The organism is Mesorhizobium sp. M1329 (genome assembly GCF_040318035.1).
GTDB lineage: Bacteria > Pseudomonadota > Alphaproteobacteria > Rhizobiales > Rhizobiaceae > Mesorhizobium.
Window position 1 is genome coordinate 1 of the sequence record NZ_JAMYLN010000033.1, and the last position, 21,845, is coordinate 21,845.

16 protein-coding genes are annotated in these 21,845 nt (G+C 62.4%); 10 read left to right on the top strand and 6 right to left on the bottom strand.

Features of this window, described 5'->3' with window-relative positions:
• Positions 1 to 119: 119 nt before the first annotated feature.
• A complete protein-coding gene (locus NKH21_RS26335; RefSeq protein WP_352664045.1) occupies positions 120 to 1,553 on the bottom strand; it encodes a glutamine synthetase family protein in 1,434 nt (477 codons plus the stop codon).
• Positions 1,554 to 1,720: 167 nt separating this feature from the next.
• On the opposite strand from NKH21_RS26335, the gene NKH21_RS26340 reads away from it, so the two are divergent.
• Positions 1,721 to 2,437: an HAD family hydrolase gene (locus tag NKH21_RS26340; RefSeq protein WP_352664351.1), complete on the top strand. Its 717-nt coding sequence runs from the start codon at positions 1,721 to 1,723 to the stop codon at positions 2,435 to 2,437.
• A gap of 32 nt (positions 2,438 to 2,469) precedes the next feature.
• Here the strand turns inward: NKH21_RS26340 and NKH21_RS26345 are convergent, their stop codons facing one another.
• Entirely contained in the window at positions 2,470 to 2,859 is a 390-nt protein-coding gene (locus NKH21_RS26345) for an ANTAR domain-containing protein (protein ID WP_352664043.1), read from the bottom strand.
• 430 nt (positions 2,860 to 3,289) lie between these two features.
• Between NKH21_RS26345 and NKH21_RS26350 the strand changes: the two genes are divergently transcribed.
• Positions 3,290 to 3,751 (top strand): RidA family protein, encoded by a 462-nt coding sequence (locus NKH21_RS26350; RefSeq protein ID WP_352664041.1) that lies wholly within the window; start codon positions 3,290 to 3,292, stop codon positions 3,749 to 3,751.
• A gap of 65 nt (positions 3,752 to 3,816) precedes the next feature.
• Here NKH21_RS26350 and NKH21_RS26355 read toward each other — a convergent pair whose 3' ends face one another.
• Positions 3,817 to 4,059, bottom strand: a complete 243-nt coding sequence (locus NKH21_RS26355; RefSeq protein WP_352664039.1) for an SMc00767 family acetate metabolism repressor — start codon at positions 4,057 to 4,059, stop codon at positions 3,817 to 3,819.
• 78 nt (positions 4,060 to 4,137) lie between these two features.
• Entirely contained in the window at positions 4,138 to 5,427 is a 1,290-nt protein-coding gene (gene aceA, locus NKH21_RS26360) for an isocitrate lyase (RefSeq protein WP_352664037.1), read from the bottom strand.
• Positions 5,428 to 5,664: 237 nt separating this feature from the next.
• Here aceA and NKH21_RS26365 point away from each other — a divergent pair, with 237 nt between their 5' ends.
• From NKH21_RS26365 to NKH21_RS26395, 7 genes are all read left to right on the top strand, one after another.
• Complete coding sequence (locus NKH21_RS26365; RefSeq protein ID WP_352868510.1) at positions 5,665 to 7,116, top strand: helix-turn-helix domain-containing protein; 1,452 nt, start codon at positions 5,665 to 5,667, stop codon at positions 7,114 to 7,116.
• Positions 7,117 to 7,271: 155 nt separating this feature from the next.
• On the top strand, positions 7,272 to 8,174 hold the full coding sequence (locus NKH21_RS26370) for a DUF2167 domain-containing protein (protein ID WP_352664033.1): 903 nt from the start codon (positions 7,272 to 7,274) through the stop codon (positions 8,172 to 8,174).
• A gap of 165 nt (positions 8,175 to 8,339) precedes the next feature.
• On the top strand, positions 8,340 to 9,287 hold the full coding sequence (locus tag NKH21_RS26375) for a DMT family transporter (protein ID WP_352664031.1): 948 nt from the start codon (positions 8,340 to 8,342) through the stop codon (positions 9,285 to 9,287).
• 352 nt (positions 9,288 to 9,639) lie between these two features.
• Positions 9,640 to 10,737 (top strand): polyamine ABC transporter substrate-binding protein, encoded by a 1,098-nt coding sequence (locus tag NKH21_RS26380; RefSeq protein WP_352664029.1) that lies wholly within the window; start codon positions 9,640 to 9,642, stop codon positions 10,735 to 10,737.
• Positions 10,738 to 10,810: 73 nt separating this feature from the next.
• Positions 10,811 to 11,950, top strand: coding sequence for an ABC transporter ATP-binding protein (locus NKH21_RS26385; protein WP_352664027.1), 1,140 nt, complete (start codon positions 10,811 to 10,813; stop codon positions 11,948 to 11,950).
• Between the two features lie 9 nt (positions 11,951 to 11,959).
• Positions 11,960 to 12,928 (top strand): ABC transporter permease subunit, encoded by a 969-nt coding sequence (locus tag NKH21_RS26390; protein ID WP_352664025.1) that lies wholly within the window; start codon positions 11,960 to 11,962, stop codon positions 12,926 to 12,928.
• The gene (locus NKH21_RS26395) at positions 12,925 to 13,743 is read left to right on the top strand and encodes an ABC transporter permease (RefSeq protein WP_352464986.1); all 819 of its coding nucleotides are present in this window, start codon (positions 12,925 to 12,927) and stop codon (positions 13,741 to 13,743) included. The genes NKH21_RS26390 and NKH21_RS26395 overlap by 4 nt, the downstream gene beginning before the upstream one ends.
• A 7-nt stretch (positions 13,744 to 13,750) precedes the next feature.
• Here the strand turns inward: NKH21_RS26395 and NKH21_RS26400 are convergent, their stop codons facing one another.
• Positions 13,751 to 15,601, bottom strand: coding sequence for an AsmA family protein (locus NKH21_RS26400; RefSeq protein ID WP_352664023.1), 1,851 nt, complete (start codon positions 15,599 to 15,601; stop codon positions 13,751 to 13,753).
• A 182-nt stretch (positions 15,602 to 15,783) separates the two neighbouring features.
• Between NKH21_RS26400 and NKH21_RS26405 the strand changes: the two genes are divergently transcribed.
• Complete coding sequence (locus tag NKH21_RS26405; protein ID WP_352664021.1) at positions 15,784 to 17,742, top strand: acetoacetate--CoA ligase; 1,959 nt, start codon at positions 15,784 to 15,786, stop codon at positions 17,740 to 17,742.
• Positions 17,743 to 18,024: 282 nt separating this feature from the next.
• Here the strand turns inward: NKH21_RS26405 and NKH21_RS26410 are convergent, their stop codons facing one another.
• On the bottom strand, positions 18,025 to 21,768 hold the full coding sequence (locus NKH21_RS26410; protein WP_352868514.1) for a PAS domain S-box protein: 3,744 nt from the start codon (positions 21,766 to 21,768) through the stop codon (positions 18,025 to 18,027).
• Between the last annotated feature and the right edge of the window lie 77 nt (positions 21,769 to 21,845).

The following is a 21,845-nucleotide window of genomic DNA, read 5'->3' on the forward strand; positions in this document are numbered from 1 at the left end:
ACTACCACAGGTGAACACGTCTCTATGTCCATACTTTAACACGTTAATACTACTACTCTCTCACTGGAAATCATCCTTTCTCCCCTACTCCCCTACTCCCCTACTCCCCTACTCCCCTACTACACATTCAGCAGCAAATACTCCCTCTCCCACGGGCTGATCACTTCCATGAAGGTCTCGAATTCCGCTCGCTTGATCGCCGCATAGGTGGCGGCAAATGACTTGCCGAGCAGCGCGCAGAGTTCCTCGTCTGCCTCGAACAGGTCGACGGCTTCGAGCAGGCTGCGCGGCAGGTCGATCTGGTCCTCGTTGGCGGTGGTCAGAACAGGCGGCTCGGCCTTGATCTTGTTGGTCATGCCGATCAGCCCGCAGGCGAGCGATGCCGCCATCGCCAGATAGGGATTGGCGTCCGAGGAGGGGATGCGGTTTTCGACGCGCCGCGCTGCCGGGTCGGAGCGGGGCACGCGGAAGGCCGTGGTGCGGTTGTCGTAGCCCCATTTGTTGTTGACCGGCGCCGAGGCCGACTGCGTCAGCCGCCGGTAGGAATTGACGTAGGGCGCAAACATCACCAGCGCGTTCGGCACATGTTTCTGCATGCCACCGATGAAATGGAAGAAGGCCTCGGTCTCCGAGCCGTCCTCCGCCGAAAAGACGTTCTTGCCGGTCTTCTTGTCGATGATCGACTGATGGATATGCATGGCCGAACCGGGCTGCCCCTGGATCGGCTTGGCCATGAACGTGGCGTAGATTTCGTGCTTGAGCGCCGCTTCGCGGATGGTGCGCTTGAACATGAACACCTGGTCGGCGAGTTCGATCGGATCGCCGTGACGCAGATTGATTTCGAGCTGGCCGGCGCCCTCCTCGTGGATCAGCGTGTCGATCTCCAGGCCCTGGCTTTCGGAGAAATGGTAGATGTCGTCGATCAGTTCGTCGAATTCGTTGACCCCGGCGATCGAATAGCCGGCGCCGCCGCCGATCGGCCGTCCCGATCGACCTACTGGCGGGGTCAGCGGATAGTCCGGATCGGGGTTCTTGCGCACCAGGTAGAACTCGATCTCGGGCGCCACGACCGGTCTCAGCCCACGCTTGTCATAGGCGGCAAGCACGCGCTTCAGCACATTGCGGGGCGTGAACTCGACCGAGCGCCCGTCCTGGTGGACGAGGTCGCAGATCACTGCCGCCGTCGGGTCCTCCTCCCACGGCACCACGGTCAGCGTCGAGAGGTCGGGCATCAGCTTGAGGTCGCCATCGTCCTCCGGATAGTGGAAGCCATTGCCGTCCTCCGGATAACCGCCCGAGATCGTCGTCATGAACACCGCCGAAGGCAGCGCCAGCGAGGTGTTGGAGGTGAACTTCTTCGATGGCATCATCTTGCCGCGCGCAACCCCGGCCTGGTCGGGTGTGATGCATTCGATGTCTTCGATGCCGCGCCATTCCAGCCAGGCGCTGACTTCCTTCCAGTTCTTGACGCCACGTTGGTTTTTCACGAAGGCAGGCGTGCGGGCGCGTCCTCCGCGGCTCGACGGACGGACTTCCTTTTTTGCAGGCGGCATCAATCACCAGATTTGTTGCAGATTGTGGAGTATAGCCGTTGCCGACGACGAAAGGGAAGGGGAGCCAGCTGGCGTGCGCCTCGATAACCGGGGGAACACAACGACTTCCGGATAAAAGCCTCCTGGTCTAGGGTCGGCCTCCCGCAACGCTGCAATTAATGGGCCGCATGCAACACAGCCGCAAACTGACGACGATCGGCTTCGACGCCGATGACACACTGTGGCAGAACGAACAGTTCTTCCGCGTGACCGAGAAGCGCTTTGCCGCACTGCTCGCCGACCACGCCGAGGCGGACCGGATCTCGGCAAGATTGCTGGAGGCCGAGAAGCGCAACCTCGCGGTCTACGGCTTCGGCATCAAGGGATTCACGCTGTCGATGATCGAGACGGCGATCGAGGTCACGGAGGGCCAGGTGCCGGCCTCAACCGTTGCCGAAATTCTCGCCGCGGGCCGCGAGATGCTCAGCCATCCGATCGAGCCGCTTCCGCATGCGCGCGAAACCGTGGAAAAGCTGGCCGGCGCCTACCGCCTGGTGCTGATCACCAAGGGCGACCTGTTCGACCAGGAACGCAAGCTGGCGCAATCCGGCCTGGGCGAGCTGTTTGATGCCGTCGAGATCGTCAGCGACAAGAGCGCGGCCACCTATAGCCGCATCTTCAGCCGCCACGGCGACGGCCCGGAAAAGGGCATGATGGTCGGCAACTCGCTCAAATCGGACGTCGTGCCGGCCATCGAAGCCGGCAGTTGGGGCATCCACGTTCCGCACGAGCTGACCTGGGTGCTGGAACATGTTGAGCCGCCGGTCTCGGCGCCACGCTTTCGCCAGATAGCCAATCTCGGCGAACTGCCGGGATTGATCGAGCATATCGGCGAGATTGATTGATCAGGTCTTCAGCCGAGGCATCGCGGTAGGCGTCAATTGCGGCTAATTGCGATCAGCCGGTCGATCACCGGCTGCAGCCGTTCGGTGGTGATCGGCTTGACGACCACTGCATCGATGACGCTGGACAGGCCCAGGCTCTCCGGAGTGCCGGTCTTGACCGAAAGCAGGATCACCGACGGAAGCGATCTGCCTGACGCTCTTCGCAGTGCATCGATACCCGACAGCAAGGCGTCGCAGTCCCCGTTCTCCGCTCCGCCGTCGAGAACGACAGCCCCGGGAATCAGCGCGCGCAAGGCCTTTGCCGCGGTTTCGGGAGTTTCCGAGATCGGTTTGAGGCCGGACCGCTCCACGATCTTTGAAACCACGACGCGGTTGATCGGTGATTTTCCGACCACCAGCACCCGCGAGAAATCCGGGAGCATCCGCGTCTCCATGTCCCGGCTAACGAAAGGCAGCTGTTTTGCAGTCTCGATATCGCGATTCGCTGGGCACATGGCGGGGCAGGCCGTTGTTCAATGTTTCAATGCAGGGTTGAAACTCGAGAGGTAATTGGCGTGAGATCACTGCTCATGTCAAGCTCAAATGGCATATCAGGAGAATATCGCAAGAAACAATAAAATTAAAATTAAGTGCTTTTCTTTACCGCCGCCCGAAGGAGAAGTTGCCACCACAACCGGGCAGGCTTCAGCGAAGCTTGGCTTTGCAGCGCGACACGTCAACTCGCAGCTGTAGCCGGTTTGACGTAAGGTTGAACGAAGGCGAGGCAGGTCTGTCGCGAGCTTGTCGTATCGCCTCGCCGGACTACCCTTCCTCGTTGGCTAGGCACGTCTCTTTTATCGACGGGAGATGACAATGGAACTCGTGACTCACAGGAAATTCAAAAACGGCCGGTTGATGCCATGGGGAAAGGGTACGGTCGTTACCGGCGCAAAGGGATTCGTCTACCTTTCCGGAAACACCGCGACCGCCGAGGACTACGATCCGATCGGCAAAAGCGGCGGCGCCGCCATTGGCGATGCAGCGGCACAGTGGCGCGCAATTCTCACCAACATCAAGTCAGATCTGGAAGAGCTTGGCAGCGCGCTCGAGCATCTCATCAGGCTGACCTTCTTTGTTAAGGGGCCATTTCCCGATGGCGGCGTGCTGAGTTCGCCCAATTTTCGCCTGGACGTCTTGGACGAATTCTTTGCCGAACACTGCCCGAAGCATTGCAGCTACAACAACCCGCCGCCATCGGAAGTTATTGGCGTTGCAGCGCTTGCGCAGCCTGATCTTGTCATTGAAATCGTTGCATTAGCGGCTCTGCCGGACTAGGCAGAGCCGCGGCGTGCGAGGTGCGATGACATGCGCTCAAAATAGGCGCGGTGCGGTAGAATTCATCAGTCGTGGTTCCGTTGCGTGACGATGACCGGGATCAGCAGATCGCCCCAGTTGCCGTCGCCGCCATGGTGCCGTGCCGAGCGCACCAGCTCGACCGAGACGCCGGCCTCGACCGCCTTCATCACCGACTGATTGAGCCTGTGCAGATCGTTTGCCAGCATTCGGATGGTCGCCTGCTGGTCGACATTCATGCTGGTGGCCTGCTCTTCGGCCCGTTCCTTGACGCGGCTTATCGACGCCATTGGTCTTCTCCCTGTGTTGCCCTGTCTGTTGTGTTGCCATGCCCGTTTGGGCGTTCCCTCTGTTTGTCTGCTATTCCGCTATTCCGCCGCCGGCCTGAATTGGGCGTGCTCGGTCGATCCATGCATGGCCGTGGTCGAAGACTGGCCACCGGTGATCGCCATCGAGACGGCGTCGAAATAGCCGGTGCCGACCTCGCGTTGATGCTTGGTGGCGGTGTAGCCATTGGCTTCCGCGGCGAATTCCGCCTCCTGCAGTTCCGAATAGGCGGCCATCTGCCGCTCCTTGTAGCCGCGGGCGAGCTCGAACATGCCGAAGTTGAGCTGGTGGAAACCGGCCAGCGTAATGAACTGGAACTTGTAGCCCATCGCGCCGAGTTCCTTCTGGAACTTCGCAATCGTCGCGTCGTCGAGATTCTTCTTCCAGTTGAAAGACGGCGAGCAATTATAGGCAAGCAGCTTGCCTGGATGATGCTTGCGCACACCCTCGGCAAACGTCCTGGCCTGCCCCAGATCGGGCTTGGAGGTCTCGCACCAGATCAGGTCCGCATAGGGCGCGTAGGCGACGGCGCGGGCAATGCAGGGCTCGATGCCGTTGCTGACATGGTAGAAGCCCTCCGCAGTGCGGCCGGCGCCATAATCGACGAAGGGCCGGTCGCGTTCGTCGATGTCGGAGGTCAGGAGCTTTGCCGCTTCCGCGTCGGTGCGCGCCACGACCAGCGTCGGCGTACCCATGACGTCGGCGGCAAGGCGCGCCGCGTTGAGGTTGCGGATGTGTGCGGCGGTCGGGATCAGCACCTTGCCGCCGAGATGGCCGCATTTCTTCTCCGAAGCCAGCTGGTCCTCGTAATGGACGCCGGCCGCACCCGCCTCGATGAACGCCTTCATGATCTCGAAAGCGTTGAGCGGCCCGCCGAAGCCGGCTTCCGCGTCGGCGACAACAGGCGCGAACCAGGTGTCGACCGACAGCCCCTTCCCTTCCGAAGTCTCGATCTGGTCGGCGCGCTGCAGGGTGCGGTTGATGCGCTTGACCAGTTCGGGCGCCGCATTGGCGGGATAGAGCGACTGGTCCGGGTACATCGCGGAAGCGGTGTTGGCATCGGCGGCGACCTGCCATCCCGACAGATAGATCGCCTTCAGCCCGGCCCGCACCTGCTGCATCGCCTGGTTGCCCGACATTGCACCCAGCGCGTTGACGAAATCCTCCTCGTGGATGAGCTGCCACAGCCGGTTTGCGCCCATTTCGGCGAGGCTCTGCCGGATCTGCACCGAGCCGCGCAGCCGCTTCACGTCGTCCGGCGAATAGGGCCTTTCGATGCCATCAAAGCGGCCTTGCGGCGCCGACGGGACAAGGTTGTAAAAGTCGGTCATTGGTCACTCCAGGCGGTTTTGATGCCGGTTTCGGAAGGCGCCGCGGGGGAAAATATGTGCGCCATATGTGTGACATCATTTACATGCCGGCTCGACGCGAGCGAGCTAAACCTCCAGATTAGCCAAAAAATAAGAGAAAACCTGTGTTGTGTTTGACTGATGAGAGTTGTAAATCTGTCATGATTGTAAAGACCGCCATGCCATTGGCGGATGTAAATTTCTGTCAAGGGCAGTCGATTGGCCGACCACAAAATCTTTGCCGGGCCGCGCATTCGTCGCATCCGCAACGCCAAAGGGCTGACCCAGACGGCGATGGCCGAAGGGCTCGGCATCTCGCCGTCCTATCTCAATCTCATCGAGCGCAACCAGCGGCCGCTGACGGTGCAACTGATCCTGAGGCTGGCATCCGTCTACAAGGTCGACCCGCATGAATTGCAGGGCGAGGCGAGGGGGTCGGTTGCCGACTTGAAGGAAGTGTTTTCAGATCCGTTGCTCGCCGGCGAACTGCCGGGCGACCAGGAACTCATCGAGCTTGCCGAGGCGGCGCCGAACGCTTCCGCCGCTGTCATAAAGCTGTTTCGCGCCTATCGCGAGCAGGCCGAGCGATTGTCGGATATCAACGAGCTGCTCGCGCGTGAGGGCAAGGCCACCGCCCTCTCGGGTGCCAGGCTGCCGATCGACGAGGTGCATGAGATTTTCGAACGCCGGCCGAACCATTTTGCTGCGCTCGAAGAAGAAGCCGAGGCATTCACGTCGGTGCTCGATCCAGGCGACGATCTGTTCAGTGCGTTGAAGGCCTGGCTGCGGCGTGAATTCGGCATCGTCGTCAAGGTACTGCCGGTCGCCACCATGCCCAACTGGCGCCGTCGCTATGACCGTCACTCGCAGCGCCTGTTTCTGTCCGAGCGCCTGTCGCCATTCGATCAGCTGCGTGAGGTGGCTATGGAGGCCTGCCTGATCCGCATGAGCGTCGCTGTCGCCGCCGAGATCCAGGCGCTGAAGCTGGCCACGGACGAAGCCCGCCGGCTGGCGCGTTTCGAGCTCGGTCGCTATGCCGCGCACGCTCTGATGATGCCCTATCAGCCTTTTCACGCCGCCGCGGTCCGTGCCCGCTATGACATCGACATGTTGCGGTCGCGTTTCGGCGTCTCCTTCGAGCAGGCGGCGAACCGGCTGACCACGCTGCAGCGGCCGGGTGCGTCGGGCGTGCCGTTCTTCATGCTCGAGGTCGACAGTGCCGGCAATCGGTTCCGCAAGGCGGGCAGCCACGGCTTTCCGCAAAGCCGCTTCGGCGGCGGCTGTCCGAAGCTGCCGGTCCATGCCGCCTTCGCCCAGCCCGGCCAGATCCTGGTCGATGCAGTGGAAATGCCCGACGGCGCAGCGTTTCTCTGCATGGCCCGCACGCTCGAGGGGCCGCAGGGCTCGTTTGCCGAGCGACCGCGGCGCACGGCGCTGCTGCTCGGCTGCGACATCGGCTTTCGCGACGAGGTCGTCTATGGAGCGGCATTGCCGGGGCCAGCCGCCATCGGCAAGACCGGACAGAGCGCCGCCGCGCCGGCGGCGCCGATAGGCCCTGCCTGTCGGCTGTGCGAACGCATCGGCTGCCTCGCCCGCGCCGAGCCACCCGTGACACGTCCGCTCGGCCTCGACGAGATGGTGACTGGGCTGTCGGCTTTCGATTTCCAGTGACGGCCGTGGCAGATTGCTGGCCAGAGAAGATCATACGCGGTTTCACGGCAGGAAAATAACAAGCTGTCCCTTGGGACATTGATCGTCGAAGTATTGATTCAGCATCGGCCGTGAGATATCAAAAGACGAATTGGGCGACGATCGGGGGATCAGGGATGGGCAGGACGTTTTTTTTTTGGCTTGGCTTGGTGCTTGCCTTTTCGATCTGCCCCGCATTTGCGGAAAAGTCCGCGGACTTCTTCAAATCCTATCAAAAGTATAATGACGCCGGCAAAGCGTTCCTGGACAAGATCGATCCGAAGACTGGCGCGATAGACCTAGCCGAAGGCGTGCACCTGGACCTCAAGGACAAATTCTATTTTCTGAACAAGAAAGATACTGCCTCCGTCCTGACGGAAGCCTGGGGCAATCCACCCGACGCCGCTTCCGAATCGCTCGGCATGATCTTTCCAGTCAGCAATGACCCCATTGCCGAGAACAATTGGGGAATAGAGCTGAGATGGGAGAAGATAGGTTACGTCGACGACAGCGAGGCGGGATCCATCGACTACAATGAACTGCTGCGCAACATGCGGGCGGATACCTTGTCGGGCAACGATCAAAGGGTAAAGGACGGCTATTCGCCCATCACTCTGATCGGCTGGGCATCACCGCCCGTGTACGACGCAGTCAACAAGCGCCTGCACTGGGCCAAGGAACTGCAGTTCGGAAACGATGCAGTCCACACGCTTAACTACGACGTTCGCTTTCTCGGCAGGGAGGGCGTTTTCGTGATGAGCTACATCGCAACTGTGGACCAGTTGCCGGAAATCAAGCAGAGTCTCGATGAAGTGCTTGATCTTGCTGTCTTCAAGCCCGGCAAGACATATTTGGACTTCAGACCGGGCGTCGATACGGTTGCGGCGATTGGCATCGGTGGCCTCATTGCCGGCAAACTGGCGGCAAAGGCAGGATTTCTGGTGGTAGCGCTCATCGCGCTGAAAAAATTCGGTCTTATCCTGCTGATTCCCTTGGCAGGTCTCTGGCGCTTCATTCGCGGCAACAAGACAACCTCCTAGATCGATTTCATCGGCTCAACTCTCAGGCCTGCTGATTGCTGGGTGCCCCAAACGGAACACGATGCTGGATCACCCCCGATCCCCGCCTTTGCGTTACGCGATTAAGGCACGTTTCTGTCGTCCGCTGTGCATCGTGCTGCCCCGAAATCGCCGACAGTCGTAGTCATGACCGACATATCATCACCGCAGATCGCCGTTTCGCCTCCGCGAAATGAGGAGCGTATCGGTTTCCTGCTGGTGTTCCTGTCGGCGCTGATGTGGAGCCTCGGCGGTACCATCGCCCGTTTCATCGATGCCGGCGACAGCTGGACGGTGGTGTTCTGGCGCTCGGTCTGGGCCGCCGCCTTCCTGCTCTGCTTCATGGTCTGGCGCGACGGCTGGCGTGGCACGCTGAAGCTGTTTCGCGGCATGGGCCTGGCCGGTCTTGCGGTGGCGTTCTGCTTCGCCACGGCCTCGACCTCTTTCGTCGTGGCGCTTGCTTATACCACCGTCGCCAACATCCTCCTGATGCAGGCCGGCGTGCCGCTTCTGGCAGCGCTGTTTGCCTGGGCGCTGTTTCGCGAACGGGTGGCCGTGGCGACCTGGGTGGCGATTGCTGCCGTCATTGCCGGCGTCGCCATCATGGTGTCGGAATCGCTCGATGGCGCGGTGTCGCCGATCGGCGACGGGCTGGCACTCCTTATCGCTGTCATGTTCTCGATCGCCACCGTCATCACGCGCCGCTTTGCCCATGTGCGCATGACCCCGGCGACCTGCCTCGGCACGATGCTGGCGGCCGCCTTTGCGGCATCGCAGGCGTCGACGCTGGGCGTTTCCAGCCACGATATGGGCTTCCTCTTTGCCTTTGGCGTGATCAATCTGGGACTCGGCCTCGCCTTCTTCGCCACCGGAGCCCGGCTTGTGCCGGCCGCCGTCGCGGCGCTACTCGGCACGTTCGAACCGATCCTTGGCCCGATCTGGGTCTGGCTCATCCATTCCGAGGTGCCGTCGGCGCGCACCATCGTCGGCGGTGCGGTCGTCGTCACCGCGCTGCTCGTCCACATCGGGCTCGAGTTCAAGCGTCAGACGCGGCCCGCGCGAGCGGGCGTCACCGGTGTGCCGTCGCCTAATTGATGCAGCGCACGCGTCAAAGCGAGATGAACCATTGACAATGTCGCAGCCGCGCGGGCAGGCTGCGATCACGGCAACAACAAGACAGGCTTATCTTGCCAAGTCTCCATGCCGGCCGCATCGAGGCCGGACAACATCGTCGTCTTCCTGCCCGCGCCGTAGCGAAAGCTTCCGACGGCGCCGGAACACCACCAACGCCACGCCAAGTTTTCACTGTCGGCTCGTCGACGGACTATAATGGCGCCGGCAATTCCCGCTTGTCGCCTGCCTGCAAGCCCAATACCCTTAAGCAAATGCCCAGCCGCGCGAACGCCGCGACGAGCTGGCGACGGAACACTCATCAAAGGAGAATAGCATGATCCGCAAAGCGCTCTGGCTTTCGGCGACTTCGGCGTTTTTGGCAGCTTTTACCTTGGGCGCACATGCCGAGGATCGCGTCGTCAACGTCTTCAACTGGTCGGATTATATCGACAGTTCGATCATCGACGACTTCACCAAGGAAACCGGCATCAAGGTCGTCTACGACACTTTCGATTCCAACGAGATCCTGGAAACGAAACTGCTCGCCGGCGGCAGCGGCTACGATGTCGTCGTGCCCAGCGGCAATTTCCTTGCACGCCAGATCCAGGCGGGCGTGTTCCAGAAGCTCGACAAGTCGAAACTGCCGAACATTTCAAATATGTGGGACACGGTCATGGAACGGACCGCCAAATATGATCCCGGCAACGAATATTCGATCAACTACATGTGGGGTACGGTTGGCATCGGCTACAACATCAAGAAGGTGCAGGCAGCACTCGGCACCGACAAGATCGACAGCTGGGACGTGTTCTTCAATCCCGAAAGCCTGGCCAAATTGAAAGACTGCGGCGTCTATGTGCTGGATTCGCCGGCCGACATCATACCGGCGGCACTGAAATATCTAGGCCTCGATCCAAACAGCACGTCGCCCGATGAGATTGCCAAGGCCGAAGAAACCTTGCTGAAGGTCCGGCCCTATATCCGCAAGTTCCACTCTTCCGAATACATCAACGCCCTGGCCAATGGCGACATCTGCCTGGCTGTCGGCTGGTCGGGTGACGTCTTCCAGGCCCGCAACCGCGCCGACGAAGCCAAGCAGGGCGTCGAGATCGGCTATTCCGTGCCGAAGGAAGGTGCCCAGATGTGGTTTGACCAGATGGCGATCCCGGCCGATGCGCCGCATGTCGCCGAAGCGCATGAGTTCCTGAACTACATGATGAAGCCCGAAGTGATCGCCAAATCGTCGAACTATGTGCTTTACGCGAACGGCAACAAGGCTTCGCAGCAGTTCATCGACAAGGCGATCCTGGAAGATCCGGCGATCTATCCGGACGCCGCCACCTTGCAGAAACTCTACACCGTCTCGCCCTACGATCCCAAGACCCAGCGCATCATCACCCGCACCTGGACCAAGATCGTCACCGGCCAATAACAATCTGACCATGCCCCGGCAGCTGGCTGCCGGGGCGCTTTCTCATGGGGCAAGCAGCAGGACGGAGTGGGACATGAAATCGCTTGGCAGCATCCGCAGGGATTTCGCGCCATGGAACGATCCGAACGCCAAGCCATACATCCAGTTCGACAACGTCACCAAGAAATTCGGTGAGTTCACAGCGGTCAACAATCTGTCGCTGACCATTTTCGAACGCGAATTCTTTGCCTTGCTCGGGGCCTCAGGCTGCGGGAAATCGACGCTGCTCAGGATGCTCGCCGGCTTCGAGGAGCCGACCGCCGGCCGCATCTTGCTCGATGGCCAGGATCTGCGCGGCATTCCGCCTTACCGGCGGCCGGTCAACATGATGTTCCAGTCCTACGCCTTGTTTCCGCATATGACGGTCGAGAACAACATCGCCTTCGGCCTCAAGCAGGAAGGCATGGCCAAGGCCGACATCGACAAGCGCGTCGCCGAGATGCTGAAGCTGGTCAAGCTCGAGCAGTTCGCCAAGCGCAAACCGCACCAATTGTCGGGTGGCCAGCGCCAGCGCGTCGCGCTCGCCCGCTCCGCCGCCAAGCGGCCGAAAGTCCTGCTGCTCGACGAGCCGCTTGGTGCGCTGGACAAGAAGTTGCGCGAGGAAACCCAGTTCGAGCTGATGGACCTGCAGCAGAACCTCGGCCTCACCTTCGTCGTCGTCACTCATGATCAGGAAGAGGCGATGACGATGGCTGACCGCATCGCTATCATCGACAAGGGCGAGGTGATGCAGGTGGCGACGCCGGCCGAGGTCTACGAGGCGCCGGGTTCCCGCTTCGTCGCCGGCTTCGTCGGCAATGTGAATATGTTCGACGGCAAGATCGCGGCTGGCGAGGCCGGCAGTGCGAGCATCGATGCCGGCAACGGCATCACCATCCGCACCGAAAATGCCGGCAGTGCGGCCGCCGGAACATCCGTCACCTTCGCCATCAGGCCGGAGAAGATCAAGGTGTCCTCCACGAAACCGGCCGGTGCCGTCAACGCCATCGAGGGCGAGGTCTACGACATAGCCTATCTCGGCGACATGACCGTCTATCACGTCAGGCTGGATGACGGTCAGGTCGTGCGGGCGAGCACCATGAATGCGGCACGCCTCACCGAGGACCCGCTGACCTGGAACGACCGCGCCTGGGTTTCTTTCCGCCCCGACGCCGGCGTCGTCCTGACACGGTAGGGACTGATCATGTCCGCTGTCACCGCCGCAACAAGCTTTCCGGCAAGCGCTGCCGGCAAATCCGCCTTGGTCAGGCTGGGAGCAGCCTTCGTTAGCCGGCTCGTCATCATCGTCCCCTATCTCTGGCTGCTGTTCTTCTTTCTCGTCCCTTTCATCATCGTCTTCAAGATTTCGCTGTCGCAGACGGCGATCGCCATGCCGCCCTACACGCCGGTGCTTGATTTCCGCAGCGGCATTTCCGGGTTTATTTCGGAATTCGGCGCACTCAATTTCGACAACTATACCTGGCTGACGCAGGACGCGCTGTATTTCAATGCCTATGTGACGAGCGTCATCGTCGCCGCCATCTCGACCGTCCTGACATTGCTGATCGGCTATCCCATCGCCTATGGCATGGCACGCGCTCCGGCGACGATCCGCCCGACCTTGCTGATGCTGGTGATCCTGCCGTTCTGGACCTCGTTCCTGATCCGTGTCTACGCCTGGATTGGCATCCTCAAGCCCGAGGGCCTGCTCAACCAGCTGCTGCTCGCAACCGGCATCATCAGCCAGCCGCTGATCATCCTCAACACCTATACGGCGATCTTCATCGGCATCGTTTACTCCTATCTGCCGTTCATGGTGCTGCCGCTCTATTCGTCCTTGGAGAAGATGGACTATTCACTGATCGAAGCGGCCAAGGATCTCGGCTGCCCGCCGACCAGCGCCTTCTGGAAGATCACCTTTCCGCTGTCGCTGCCCGGCGTCGTCGCCGGCTGCCTTCTGGTGTTCATTCCCGCCGTTGGCGAGTTCGTCATTCCCGACCTGCTCGGCGGCTCGCAGACGCTGATGATCGGCAGGACGCTGTGGAACGAGTTCTTCGCCAACCGCGACTGGCCGGTGTCGTCCGCCGTCGCCGTCATCTTGCTGCTGCTGCTGATCGTGCCGATCATGCTCTTCCAGCGAGCCCAGGCGCGTGCCCAGGAGCAGGACCAATGAACGCGACCTGGAGCCGCTTCAACATCACATCGATCGTGCTCGGCTTTGCCTTTCTTTACCTGCCGATCGTCCTGCTCGTCGTGTTCTCTTTCAACGAGTCGAAGCTGGTCACCGTCTGGGGCGGCTTCTCGACGAAATGGTACGTGTCGCTGTTCCACAACCGGGGTCTGATGGACGCGACCTGGGTGACGGCCCGCGTCGGCGTCATCTCGGCGACGGTGGCAACTGTGCTCGGCACGCTGGCGGCGCTCACCTTGACACGCTACACGCGCTTTCGCGGCCGGCTGCTGTTTTCCGGCATGGTGTTTGCGCCGCTGGTCATGCCGGAAGTCATCACCGGCCTGTCGCTGCTGCTGCTCTTCGTCGCCGTCGGCCTCGACCGCGGCTTTCTCACGGTGACGCTTGCCCACACCACGCTAACCATGTGCTTCGTCGCGGTGGTGGTTCAGTCGCGCCTGATCACTTTCGACCGTTCGCTGGAAGAGGCCGCAATGGACCTCGGCGCGCCACCGGTGAAGACCTTCTTCCAGATCACGCTGCCGGTAATCATGCCGGCTATCGTCTCCGGCTGGATGCTGGCTTTCACGCTGTCGCTCGACGATTTGGTTATTGCCAGCTTCACCTCGGGGCCTGGCGCCACGACGCTGCCGATGAAGATCTACAGCCAGGTTCGCCTTGGCGTGACGCCGGAAATCAATGCGGCCTGCACCATCTTGATCGCGGTCGTCGCAGTTGGCGTGATCATCGCTTCACTCGCAAACAAACGCCGCGAGGTGCAGCGCCAGCGCGACGAGCGGGCCGCGCAGCGAGGTTGAAGGCTCGCTACTCTCCCGAGACGCCGCGGCTTATCGGCGAGATGAACGGCGTGCTCCACGTGCCGCCGACGAAGAACGACGACTGCTTGGGCGCCTGGCCGTTCGTCTGCGTGGCAGCCTGGCTCGGCTGGGCAATGCCGCCGGACAGTGCCAGCCCGCGTCCGGCATAGGATGCGATGCCGGAAAGCCAGATCTTGTATTGCGCGGAATTCACCTCGGCCTTGTCGATGCGCGCCACGCCGTTCGAAATGCTCGCCTTGAGCTCGGCCCCGTCGATCGGCAGCGTTCCGTCCGAGACGTCGTCCAGCGCGAAGAATCCGCCCTGTTCGGTGTGCTTGAGGAACGCCGGCAGGTTAAGCCGGCTCAGCGCACCCGCGCCGAACGTCGCGGACAGCGAGCCATTGGCGTTTTCGAAAATCGAATCCCAGGTTCTGCCAGGCCCCTTGAGGATGACCGAAACGGTTCCAGTGCCGATCGGTACCAGCCGCGTCATTCCGGCCGCGGTGCCGAAAGCGCCGCCGTCGATATCGGAAGCAAGCAGCCGGATCTCGACTTCCGTGCCGGCGGGCTTGCGGTCGAAACGGACGCTGCTCTGGACGTTGCCGCCAAAGGCGGATGCATCCGAGATGTCGAAGACGGCAAGGCCATTTTTGACCTGGGCGGTGGCAGCGACGTCGGCAAGCTGGATGGCGCCGGCCGTGGCATGCGCCGCCGACAGCCTGAGATCGAGATTGATCCGGTCGGCGAAGCTTGTGTCGATCTCGCCCGGACCGGTGCCGCCGGCGGATGGCACCGGCGTAAAGGCGGAGAGAAACGATCTGAGGTCGAGCGTATCGAAGGCAAGTGTGCCGGAGATCACCGGCAGTGCCTCACCATAGGTGAAGTCCAGCGCACCCATTCCCGGGTTGTTGTCGAGGGTCAGGGCCGTGTTTTCGAATTTGACCCGCCCGGCTGTCGCCGTGATCTTGCTTGAAACCGAGATCGAGCCGATTGCGGCACCGGGCGCGATGCCGGCCTGCGACCATTCGAGCACGCGTCGGAGCGAAGGTGCGGCGAATTTTGCCTGGCCGTCGAAATAGCCGTTCTCCGACATGCTGGCGCGGCCGTCGAACGAAAAACTGGCCGGTGCCGCCTTGAAGGAAAATGTGGCCGGTGCCGTGCCGCCGCCAAACAGCACGAGCGGGTTCGGCGATGCGGCGTCGATGGCAACGCTTTCGCCGCGCCATATCCCGGTCGCCGACAGCGTCGCATTGCTGTTCATCGCGGCCCAGTTCGCCTGGCCGCTCAGGCTGCTCAATATCTCCTGGTCCTTGCCGCCGATGGCAGTCACCACGCGGCCGTCCCTGAACTCGACTGTGCCGAACGGATCTGTCGGCAGCTTGCCGAGATCCGGCTTGGCGGGATTTGTGTTGATCACCGCGCGGGCAGCATCGATCGAACGCGTAATGCGCCCGCCGCTGGGAATCGCAGGCAGGAAAAACCCGCTCGCGGTACGCTGAACCCGGATCGTCGGTCGCACCAGCCGCGCCGTCGAAAACACGACATCGCCACGCAGCGCCGCCATGGCCGAGAGGTCGACCTCGACTCGTTCGGCCTCGACCACGGGCGGCGCATCCGTCTCCGTCCATTGCGACAGCGTCACGTCGCTCAGGATCGCCCGGAAATTCGGCCAGACCTCGATGCGCGGCGCGCCGTCGATGGTTACCCGAAAACCGCTCCAGGCGCTCATTTCCCACGCGATACGGTCGCGTACGATGCGGGTCGAGGCGATCAACGGCAAGGCTGCGACGACCAGCGCGATGACGATGACGGCCGCGCCGATCGCCCATATTCCGCGTCGGATCAAAGGTGATGGCATATCGCCCCGTATGCTTCCATTCCGACAAAATCGCCCGACGGGTGTAACCGACGGCTGACGCATTTCAAGTCTTTATGGCCCGGCGATGGCATTTGCGCACACCCTGACCGGCGCGGTCCAACAAAATCTTGCTCTGCTGCATCGCGATATGCATAAGCGATGCAGCCTGCGGAGAAACAATGATGGCTGACGACGCACCGCTCTGGATCCCGACGCAAGAGCAGATCGACGCGGCGCCGATGACTGCCTTCATGAACGCCGCGGCGAGCGTGGCCGGCAAGGCTTTCTCCTCCTATACCGACCTGCATCGCTGGTCGATCGATGACCGCGAGACCTTCTGGAGCCTGGTCTGGGACTTTTGTGGCATCGTCGGCGACAAGGGCGAACGCGTGCTGGTCGATGGCGACAAGATGCCCGGCGCGACCTTCTTCCCTGATGCGAAGCTGAACTTCGCCGAGAATCTCCTCAAGAAAACCGGCCTTGGCGACGCAATCGTCTTTCGCGGCGAGGACAAGGTCGAGCGGCGGCTGTCCTGGAACGAGCTGCAAGCGCTGACCTCGCGCTTGCAGCAGCTTTTCCTGTCGCTCAAGGTGAAGAAGGGCGACCGCATCGCAGCTATGATGCCCAACATGCCGGAGACTGTTGCTGCGATGCTGGCGGCCGCCTCGATCGGCGCGGTCTGGTCGTCCTGCTCTCCAGATTTCGGCGAGCAGGGGGTTCTCGACCGGTTCGGCCAGATCGAGCCGGTCATATTCATCGCGCCGGACGGCTACTGGTACAATGGCAAGGCGATCGAAGTCGCCGACAAGATCGCGGCCGTGGCGGGCAAGCTCGCCACCGTCCGCAAAGTCCTCATTGTCGACTATCTCGGCACCTCGACCGACGTCGCGGCGACCATCGGCAAGGCGGCTGCGCTGGAAGAGGCGCTGTCACCCTTTGCCGCCAGGCCTATCAGCTACGAGAGGCTGCCGTTTTCGCATCCGCTGTACATCCTGTTTTCATCGGGCACGACCGGCATTCCCAAATGCATTGTCCATTCGGCCGGCGGAACGCTGATCCAGCACGTCAAGGAAGAACGGCTGCATGCCGGCCTGCTCGACGGCGACCGCTTCTTCTACTTCACCACCTGCGGCTGGATGATGTGGAACTGGCTGGTGTCGGGCCTGGCATCGGGCGCCACCTTGCTGCTCTACGACGGCTCGCCGTTCTACCCGGACGGCAATGCGCTGTTCGACTTCGCCGATGCCGAAAAGATGACCTATTTCGGCACCTCGGCCAAATTCATCGATTCCGTGCGCAAGGCCGGCCTCAAGCCGATCCGCACGCATGATCTTTCCAGCGTGCGCACCATCTCCTCGACCGGCTCGCCGCTATCGCCGGAAGATTTCCGCTTCGTCTATGAAGGCATCAAGAAGGACGTGCATCTGGCTTCGATTTCCGGCGGCACCGATATCGTCTCCTGCTTCGTGCTCGGCGTGCCGATCGAACCGGTATGGACCGGCGAGATCCAGGGGCCCGGGCTCGGTCTTGCCGTCGATGTCTGGGACGATGACGGCCGGCCGCTCCGCCAGGAGAAGGGCGAGCTCGTCTGCACCAAGGCGTTTCCGGCGATGCCGATCGGATTCTGGAACGACCCTGACGGCAGGAAATACAAAGCCGCCTATTTCGAACGTTTCGACAATGTCTGGTGCCACGGCGATTTCGCCGAATGGACCGCCCACGGCGGCCTGATCATCCATGGCCGTTCCGACGCCACGCTCAATCCGGGCGGTGTCAGGATCGGCACGGCGGAGATCTACAATCAGGTCGAGCAAATGCCGGAAATCCTCGAAGCGCTGTGCATCGGCCAGGATTTCGACAATGACGTTCGCGTCGTGCTGTTCGTGCGGCTGGCGGCCGGCGTCGAGCTCGATGGCGAGCTGGAAAAACGCATCCGCGCGAAAATCCGCACCGGGGCGAGCCCGCGCCACGTGCCGGCCAAGATCATCGCCGTCAGCGATATTCCGCGAACCAAATCCGGCAAGATCACCGAGCTCGCGGTACGCGACATGGTGCATGGCCGCGCCATCAAGAACAAGGAAGCGCTCGCCAATCCCGAAGCGCTCGAGCTGTTCCGCAACCTGCCGCAGCTCGCCGACTGATCCCGGGGTCCAAGGTCGGAGCCGTTTTGAGGTCTCCGGTATCGTTAACAAATTATCTCTTCGGAATTTACCTAGATTTCATGAGTGGTACACATTGGTAAACTTTCCGGCGTGGCGGTAAGGTTTTGTTAAGGCCCGGCATCGATAGTCGTGCGTAACTTGAGGGAGAAATCCCGTTCCTCTTAGCCCCGAGAGGATCTGATTCGCTCAAGCCCCGTTGTGACAGCAATTCTATCATTCAAGGCGTCCTGTTGGACGCCTTTTTTCTTTGCACCGCTATAGCTAACCGGCGAGCACGCGGGTCGAGGGAAAGGCGACTTCGACCAGGGTTCCCTCGCCGGGCGTCGAATTGATGGTGAACCGGGCACGGTTCGCTTCGACCATCGCCTTGGTCAACGGCAGCCCGAGACCGGTGCCATCGCCGCGGCCGCGCTTCAGCGCATTGATCTGCTTGAACGGCTTCAGTGCCTGCTCGATCTCGGACTGGCTCATGCCTATGCCGGTATCGCGCACGCGCATGACGACATCGCCGGAGATCTCGTAGGCCGTCGACACGATCACCTGGCCGCCGGCCTGCGTGTAGCGGACGGCGTTCGACAGGATGTTGAGCGCGATCTGCCGCACACTGCGCAGATCGGCCACCACTTCCGGCAGCCGCGAGGCGAAGCTGGAGCGGATGATGACGCGCTCCCGGTTGGCTTGCGGCTGCATCATCGCCACGGTCTCGGCCAGTGTGTCGTTGAGCGACACCGCCTCATAGGCCATCTCCTGCTGGCCGGCCTCGATTTTCGAAATGTCGAGCAGGTCGTTGACCAGATCGAGCACGTGGTTGCCCGAACGGTTGATGTCGCGCAGATAATCGCGATAGCGGTCATTGGCCACCGGCCCGAATTTCTCGTCGACCATCAGCTCGGAAAAGCCGATGATGGCGTTGAGCGGCGTGCGGATCTCGTGGCTGATGCGGGCCAGAAAATCGGTCTTCTGCGACGAGGCGCGCTCGGCGACCGCGCGCGCCTGGGTCAGGTCCTCTTCGGCCCGCTTCCACTGGGTGATGTCCCGCACCACCGCGCAGAAGCCGCTGTCGTTGGGCAGCCTGCCGATGGTCATGAACAGCGGAATGAAGCGCCCCTGCGCCTCGCGTCCGATCACCTCGCGGCCATCGTTCATCACACTCGCAACGCCGGGCTCCGACAACCCCTCGAGATAGTCACGCGCCGCGCGCTGGCTTTCGATCGCAAACAGCGAGACGAACTGTTTGCCGGTCACCTCGTCGCTGTCGAAGCCGAACAGCGCCTCCGCCGGACGGCTAATTGAACGGATCGTTCCGTTACGGCCGATCAGCACGACGCCGTCGGTGGCGGTGTCGATGATGGTGCGCATCTCGGCAATGCGTGCCTTGAGCTCGGAAACATCCGGCTGCGTTTGGTCGTCGGCGGCGCCACGTGGAATGGCTGCTGCCTCGTCGTCGCCGGAACGGCGTACGACCAGCATCAGTGCCTTGCCGTTTCCCCAGGGGACGGAGCGTAAAATCGCGTCGATCGGAAACTCCTGACCGTCGCGCGTCTTCAGCCGTAATGAGCGGTCGCCGCCGTCCGAACTGCCGTCGTCGGCATAAGGGTCGGCAAACAGCGCGCCGAGCCCGCCGGCCTCGTCCAGGGCATTGAGCGTCGCATAGCCGGTCAAGCCGAGGAATTCGTCGTTCGCGTAATGCAGCTGGTCGCCGGAATGGATAAGCACCGGCACTGGCAGCTTGCCGAGGATCGAGGTATCCGGCCCCTTGTTGTCCTCTCCGGCAAACGCCGACGGCACGAAGCCGTCGAGTTTGAGCGGTGGTGCCTGCGGCCGCTCGCTGGGCGGCACCTGGCCGGCAACGTCGGCTGCGCTGTCTTCGGACCAATCCTCGCTGTCCTCGGCGTCACGGAAATCTTCGGCTGTCATGCTGTCGTCGTTGCCATCCTGCGGCGCTTCGGCGACGATCGTTCGACGGTTCGTGCTGGGCTCAACGCCTTCCTGCGCTTCATCGCTTGGTTCGCGGTCGGCATAGTCGAGCAGCGATCCGGAAACAGGGCGTGTGACGGGTTCGCTGGCTTGCGCCTCGGCTACCGCCTCATCAGGCTGCTCGCCGTCGAGCCGGGCAAGATCCTTCTGGTCTTCGGCATCGGCCTCGGGCGGTTCGGCGGCAGCCGCCCCGCTTTCCGGACCTTGCGCCGGCATCTCACCCTTGTCCGTCGGGCCGGCTTCTTTCAGCTTTGGCTCGTCGGCCTTGCCGGCTGCCTCGACTTTGGTCGCAACCGGCTTCGGCCTTCCGGCGCTGGGCTGTTCTTCGGCCGGGGTGCTGTCCTTCTTGAGACGCTCGCCAATCTCTCGAAACGCGCTGCGTTCCAGCGTCGACAGGCCCTTGTCGTTGGCCGGCTGCCGGTGCTCGGCCAGCCGGATCACCTTGTCGGCAAAGCGCCGCTCGGGCTTTGGCACGATGGTCAATGCCGGCACTTCGCCCCTGAACGGATCGGCGGGTTTCGGTGTCTCGGGGAGAGGTTCGACGGCTTCCGGCCCGATGGTCTCGGCAGGTATCTCCTCGGCGACAAGGGCCATGCCGGCCGCGTCCGGATCGACCACCGCATCGCCGCTGCGGGCAACGCCGAAACCGCGAAAACCTTCGAAAACGCGGCTGCGGCTGTAAACCGGGAGGGCCGCCAGATCGACGGGTATCTTCCGATCGGTGCCGGCGACCGGCCACAGCACGGAGCGGCCGGACCAGGTGTCGCGCCGTTCGAGCAGGCCGGCAATCTCGCCAGAAGCATCGAGGCCATAGGCGGCCGAAACATCCTCGAAGCGGCGGCCGATGACGTCGGCGGCCGGCTTGCCGACGAGCTCGGCAAATTCCGGCGACAGGGCGCTGAACCGGCCCTCCGCGTCGGTACGCCAGACGAAACGCATGGGTGCCGCCGTGCGATCGATCGCCGAACCGCGGTGTTCGGCCGGGGAGGCGGCTTTGGTGGCTTTTGCGGCGCTTTCCGGCGAACTATCCGCGCCGGCCTGCGAAGCGTCCGGGCTGGTCTCGACTTTGCCGGACGCAGCTGTCCCGGGCAGGCCCTGCGCGTCGTCGCCGGCATTGAAGTACCAATGGTCATGCAGCGTCGGCGCTTCGCCAACCGTGCGGTGATTGTCGGCCGCGTCGACAGGTTCGTGCTCCGCCGATGCGGAGGTGCCTTCGATCGCTGCAGGGTCGATTTCCGCCGCGCCGGTGCTGCCGATTGGCTGCTCGTTGTCCTGATCCGTTGGCTGGGGAAGATCGCCACCGCTCGGTGCCGCTGCTGGCTCGGTTTCCGCGCCGGCACGCTCGCCAGCAGGGGCCTCGCCGTCAAGCCGGTCCTCGTCGATCACCACCAGCAGGTGCCGCTCGTCCGTCAGCCGGGCAAGGCCCGCCGGATAGGAACGGGATCCCCCCGGAACCAGGCGCTTGACGATGCGGTCGCTCTCGTTCGCCACGTCGGCGACAAGCGCGGCCAGCGTCTCGGGCCGGATACCGAGCGCCGAAAAGCCGTCCGAGGCGGCGTCGATATTGCCCTTGGCGTCGACAAAGGCGATGTAGTGGCCGTCTTCGGTAAAGCCACCGATGGCGCGATCGGCGATCTCGGCCGCGCTGCGCGAGCCGGTCTGCGCCGCCGGTAGCGCCAGCACGATGGCTTCCTCGCCATCGGGCATGGTCACCGCGCTGGCCAGGAAGCCGACCGCGCGGCTGGTCAGGCCGGTCGCCAGCCGGACCGTGATGGCACGGTCGAGGCCGATCTGCGGAAAACCGCTGGTCGCCATGATCTGGCGCCTGGCGATCAGCGGCAAACCTGCCGAGGCGCCGATGATCGCGCCGATGTCGGGATAGCCGAATACCGCCGCGCCGGGGCCGTTGGCCCAGATCACCTGCTCGAGATCTGCCGACAAAATGGCGATCGCGTCGCCGGCGGCGAAGCGCAGGCGGACCGCGTCGAGCACGGCGACATCGAGGAAGGAGTAGTTTTCAGCCGGCATGCGCTTGGGGACCCTCACAGAGCGGGCAATTTGCGGTTAACGCTTTGTTAATAAAAGCCGACGGCGCGAAGGTCCAC

Coding starts and splice junctions, on each gene's coding strand:
- NKH21_RS26335 (WP_352664045.1), bottom strand. CDS start 1,553: ATGCCGCCTGCAAAAAAGGAAGTCCGTCCGTCGAGCCGCGGAGGACGC.
- NKH21_RS26340 (WP_352664351.1), top strand. CDS start 1,721: ATGCAACACAGCCGCAAACTGACGACGATCGGCTTCGACGCCGATGAC.
- NKH21_RS26345 (WP_352664043.1), bottom strand. CDS start 2,859: ATGCTCCCGGATTTCTCGCGGGTGCTGGTGGTCGGAAAATCACCGATC.
- NKH21_RS26350 (WP_352664041.1), top strand. CDS start 3,290: ATGGAACTCGTGACTCACAGGAAATTCAAAAACGGCCGGTTGATGCCA.
- NKH21_RS26355 (WP_352664039.1), bottom strand. CDS start 4,059: ATGGCGTCGATAAGCCGCGTCAAGGAACGGGCCGAAGAGCAGGCCACC.
- aceA (WP_352664037.1), bottom strand. CDS start 5,427: ATGACCGACTTTTACAACCTTGTCCCGTCGGCGCCGCAAGGCCGCTTT.
- NKH21_RS26370 (WP_352664033.1), top strand. CDS start 7,272: ATGGGCAGGACGTTTTTTTTTTGGCTTGGCTTGGTGCTTGCCTTTTCG.
- NKH21_RS26375 (WP_352664031.1), top strand. CDS start 8,340: ATGACCGACATATCATCACCGCAGATCGCCGTTTCGCCTCCGCGAAAT.
- NKH21_RS26380 (WP_352664029.1), top strand. CDS start 9,640: ATGATCCGCAAAGCGCTCTGGCTTTCGGCGACTTCGGCGTTTTTGGCA.
- NKH21_RS26385 (WP_352664027.1), top strand. CDS start 10,811: ATGAAATCGCTTGGCAGCATCCGCAGGGATTTCGCGCCATGGAACGAT.
- NKH21_RS26390 (WP_352664025.1), top strand. CDS start 11,960: ATGTCCGCTGTCACCGCCGCAACAAGCTTTCCGGCAAGCGCTGCCGGC.
- NKH21_RS26395 (WP_352464986.1), top strand. CDS start 12,925: ATGAACGCGACCTGGAGCCGCTTCAACATCACATCGATCGTGCTCGGC.
- NKH21_RS26400 (WP_352664023.1), bottom strand. CDS start 15,601: ATGCCATCACCTTTGATCCGACGCGGAATATGGGCGATCGGCGCGGCC.
- NKH21_RS26405 (WP_352664021.1), top strand. CDS start 15,784: ATGGCTGACGACGCACCGCTCTGGATCCCGACGCAAGAGCAGATCGAC.
- NKH21_RS26410 (WP_352868514.1), bottom strand. CDS start 21,768: ATGCCGGCTGAAAACTACTCCTTCCTCGATGTCGCCGTGCTCGACGCG.